Below are 3,362 nucleotides of genomic sequence, written 5' to 3'. Positions count from 1 at the left end.
CATGAGTTCAGCGGCCCTGTCGACCGTGGCGCCGAAGGCCTCGCCGATCGCCTGGTGTCCCAGGCACACGCCCAGCACCGGGACACCCGCGCGCCCACAGACCCCGATCAGCGGGATCGTCGCTCCCGCCCGGTCCGGCGTCCCCGGGCCCGGGCTCAGCAGGACGCCGTCGAACTCGGCGACCACGCCCGCGAGCGACGCCGGGTCGTAGCCGCCGTCCGGGCCGGCGAGTCTCTCGTCGTCGTTCCGCCACACCTCGCACGTCGCGCCCAGCTGTCCCAGGTACTGGACCAGGTTGTAGACGAAGCTGTCGTAGTTGTCGACGACGAGGATGCGCATAGATGCAGCGTACTGCTGTCGTCGGGATGAACGTCCCCGGCGGGTCTTGGTAGAGTGGCCTGGATCAGCCCCACCAGTGCGAGGACGTCATGCCCAAGTCAAAGGTCCGGTCGAAGACCGAGTACACCGACGCGGCCGTCAGCCGCACCCCCGTCAAGGTCAAGGGGACGCCCACCGCGCAGTGGTACCTGATCGTGATGTTCGGTCTCATGATCCTGGGCCTGGCGTGGTTGGTGACCTACTACATCGCCGGTGAGCGGATCCCGTTCATGCAGTCCCTCGAGACCTGGCAGAACTTCGCCATCGGGTTCGGGCTGGCCGTGGTCGGGCTGCTCATGACCATGAACTGGCGCTGACACCCGTTCTACCGGAACCCCGTTCCCCGCATTCCACAGCTTAATTCACAGGTCACCCCCCGCACGACGCGGGGGGTGACCTGCATTTTCTCATCGAATTGACATCCATGCAGGTCACGGTGGTGTATTCGGCGAAGTGGCCGGTGTTAGCGATGCCCGCGCCCGCGCACACAGGCTGTGGACAACTCCCTCCACACTGGGGATAAACCCTCGACGACGACGACGAGGACGACGCCGCAGGTCGGGGTGCTGCCCTCTCGAACGCGGATCGAACTCCACCCGTGTGATTCATCCACACTGTGGATTCCGCCTGTGGATAAGGGAGGATGGCGGGATGAGTGAGACAACGGCGTCCACCGGCGGACACCAGGCCGCGTCGTGGGGCCCGGGGACCCTGTGGCCGGCCGCGCAGATCGCCCTCGGGGTCGGTGCGGTGGTGGTGGGACTGACCAACCGGGATCCCCTGGGGCTCATCCTCACCGGGCTGCTGGCGCTGCTCGTGGTCCCCGCGGGGGTGATGCAGTTGATGCGGCGTCCCCGGATAGAAGTGGTGGACGGACAGCTCGCGATCAAGAAGCTCGGTGGCGTGGTGTTCGTGCCGCCGGCGCAGGTCGTCGAGGCGCGCGCGCTCGGGGTCGCGAGATGGGGCGTGCGCCAGCACCTCATGCGACTGGAGTACGTGGACGACCGGGGGCGGGAGCAGCTCGACGTGTTCACGCGGGGAGACCTGGGGACCGATCCGCGTGAGGTGAGGGAGAGGCTGGTGGGCCTGGGATTCGGGGGGACCCGGGGGCCGGGGTCCGGCGGCTCGGATGCCACGGGGTCGGATACCGGCGGGTCGGATACCGGCGGCCCCGGATCTATCGCCTGAGGACGTAACCCCACTGCATGGTGTCGGCCGCGTACCAGGCGGCCACGGCGACGAGCGCCACCAGTCCCAGGTAGGCGAGCCACGACACGGTCTCCCGACCGCCACGACCCACCCGTCCCGGCAGTCGACGGGGCAGGACCACCAGGACGAGCGCTCCGAGCGCGCCCACCACCAGGCCGCCCAGGTGGGCGGCGAGGGAGATGCCGGGAACGAGGAAGCTCACGCCGATGTTGAGCACCAGCAGTATCCCGATCCCCTTGACGTCGAGGCGCATCGACATCGCGACGATCGCGTAGGCACCCATGAGGCCGAAGATGGCGCCGGACGCCCCGGCCGTGAGCGCGTTCTGGCCGTAGAACATCACGGCGACGGAGCCGCCGAAGGCCGAGACCAGGTACAGCGCGAAGAACCGGGCGTGTCCGATGCTGCGCTCGATGCCCAGACCGAGGATCCACAGCATGTACATGTTGAGCAGGAGGTGCATCGGCCCGAAATGCTGGAAGGCCGAGGTCATCAGGCGCCACCACTCGTCCCGCGCCGCGACCAGCGGCGGATAGAGCGCCGTGGCCTCGAACAGCGCCGAGGTGTGGTTGCCGAGCATGCTCCGCGACTGGGCGACCGTGGCGGCGTAGACCGCGAGGTTGGCGGTGATGAGCCACGCGGTCACCGGCTGGCGTCGGAAGAAGCGGGAGACGGCGCCGCCGCTGTGCGTCTGGGTGGTCATGGGCTGGTGTGCTGTCACCGTTCCTGGATCGTCGTGGATAGACCGACGGCGCGGGACCGGTGTTCCGGTGCCCGCGCCGCTGGCCGGGCCGTGTCGCCACGACCCTGTGGATCAGGAGTCAGGAGATCAGGAGTCAGGAGATCTCGATCGACTCGATCACGATGTCCTCGACCGGGCGGTCCATGGCGCCGGTCTTGGTGGTGGCGATGGCGTCGATGACCTTCTGCGAGTCGGCGTCCGCGACCTTCCCGAAGATGGTGTGCCGGTTGTTCAGGTGCGGAGTCGGGCCCACGGTGACGAAGAACTGCGAACCGTTGGTCCCCGGGCCGGCGTTGGCCATGGCCAGCAGGTACGGCTCGGTGAACTGGAGCTCCGGGTGGAACTCGTCCTTGAACTGGTAGCCCGGGCCGCCGCGGCCGGTTCCCGTGGGGTCGCCGCCCTGGATCATGAACCCGGAGATGACGCGGTGGAAGATCGAACCGTCGTAGAACGGGCCGGACTTCTCGCCCTTGGCGTTGGCCTGGGAGTAGTCCTTCGACCCGTCGGCCAGACCGACGAAGTTCGCGACCGTCTCCGGGGCGTGGTTGCCGAACAGATCGACGACGATGTCGCCCTTGTTCGTGTGGATGGTTGCCTTCTGCGTTGCGATGCTCACGACGACCATCCTGCCACGCGGTCCCGGTGGATGTCGGCGAGGTGGTGGTCGCTGTCCGAGGGCTGTGCCACCATCTACCCATGAGCACACGAAGCGATCGCGCCGCCGAGCGTAAGGCCATCAAGTCCGCCGAGAAGGACCTGAAGAACGCCGGCACCGCCGCCCGGAAGGCGTTCGACCTCAAGGATCCCCGCTTCCTCGGGGAGGCCGCCGTGGCCGCGACCCGTGGGCCCGCGGGCCTGGCCCTCTTCGGCGCGAGCCGCGGTATCCAGGTGCTGCGGGACCGCCGCGCGGAACAGGCGGAGATCCTGGGCAAGCTGGCCGCGGACGCCAAGCAGCACGCCGAGGACCTCCGGGAGCAGTCGTCCGTTCTCACCGCCCCGCAGGAGAAGCCCAAGTCCCGTCGCCGCCTCGCCC

5 protein-coding genes and 1 pseudogene are annotated in these 3,362 nt (G+C 68.4%); 3 read left to right on the top strand and 3 right to left on the bottom strand.

Annotation, left to right across the window (positions count from 1 at the left end; all coding sequences use genetic code 11):
* Positions 1-339, bottom strand: a 339-nt coding sequence (locus tag G6020_RS05675; RefSeq protein WP_182609944.1) for a gamma-glutamyl-gamma-aminobutyrate hydrolase family protein, incomplete at its 3' end; no start/stop codon positions are given.
* Positions 340-428: 89 nt separating this feature from the next.
* Here G6020_RS05675 and crgA point away from each other — a divergent pair.
* Together crgA and G6020_RS05665 are read left to right on the top strand one after the other, a co-directional pair.
* On the top strand, positions 429-695 hold the full coding sequence (crgA, locus tag G6020_RS05670) for a cell division protein CrgA (RefSeq protein ID WP_179524031.1): 267 nt from the start codon (positions 429-431) through the stop codon (positions 693-695).
* A gap of 334 nt (positions 696-1,029) precedes the next feature.
* On the top strand, positions 1,030-1,566 hold the full coding sequence (locus tag G6020_RS05665) for a PH domain-containing protein (protein WP_241731420.1): 537 nt from the start codon (positions 1,030-1,032) through the stop codon (positions 1,564-1,566).
* On the opposite strand, the gene G6020_RS05660 is transcribed toward G6020_RS05665, so the two are convergent.
* Together G6020_RS05660 and G6020_RS05655 are read right to left on the bottom strand one after the other, a co-directional pair.
* Positions 1,556-2,290: a rhomboid family intramembrane serine protease gene (locus G6020_RS05660; RefSeq protein ID WP_182609943.1), complete on the bottom strand. Its 735-nt coding sequence runs from the start codon at positions 2,288-2,290 to the stop codon at positions 1,556-1,558. The genes G6020_RS05665 and G6020_RS05660 overlap by 11 nt on opposite strands.
* A 133-nt stretch (positions 2,291-2,423) precedes the next feature.
* The gene (locus tag G6020_RS05655; protein ID WP_179524029.1) at positions 2,424-2,954 is read right to left on the bottom strand and encodes a peptidylprolyl isomerase; all 531 of its coding nucleotides are present in this window, start codon (positions 2,952-2,954) and stop codon (positions 2,424-2,426) included.
* A gap of 71 nt (positions 2,955-3,025) precedes the next feature.
* Here G6020_RS05655 and G6020_RS05650 point away from each other — a divergent pair.
* Positions 3,026-3,362, top strand: a pseudogene (locus tag G6020_RS05650) (hypothetical protein); the annotation flags it as partial.

Source organism: Dietzia sp. B19, assembly GCF_014145155.1.
GTDB lineage: Bacteria > Actinomycetota > Actinomycetes > Mycobacteriales > Mycobacteriaceae > Dietzia > Dietzia natronolimnaea.
This window is presented reverse-complemented; position numbering and strand designations above follow the sequence as displayed.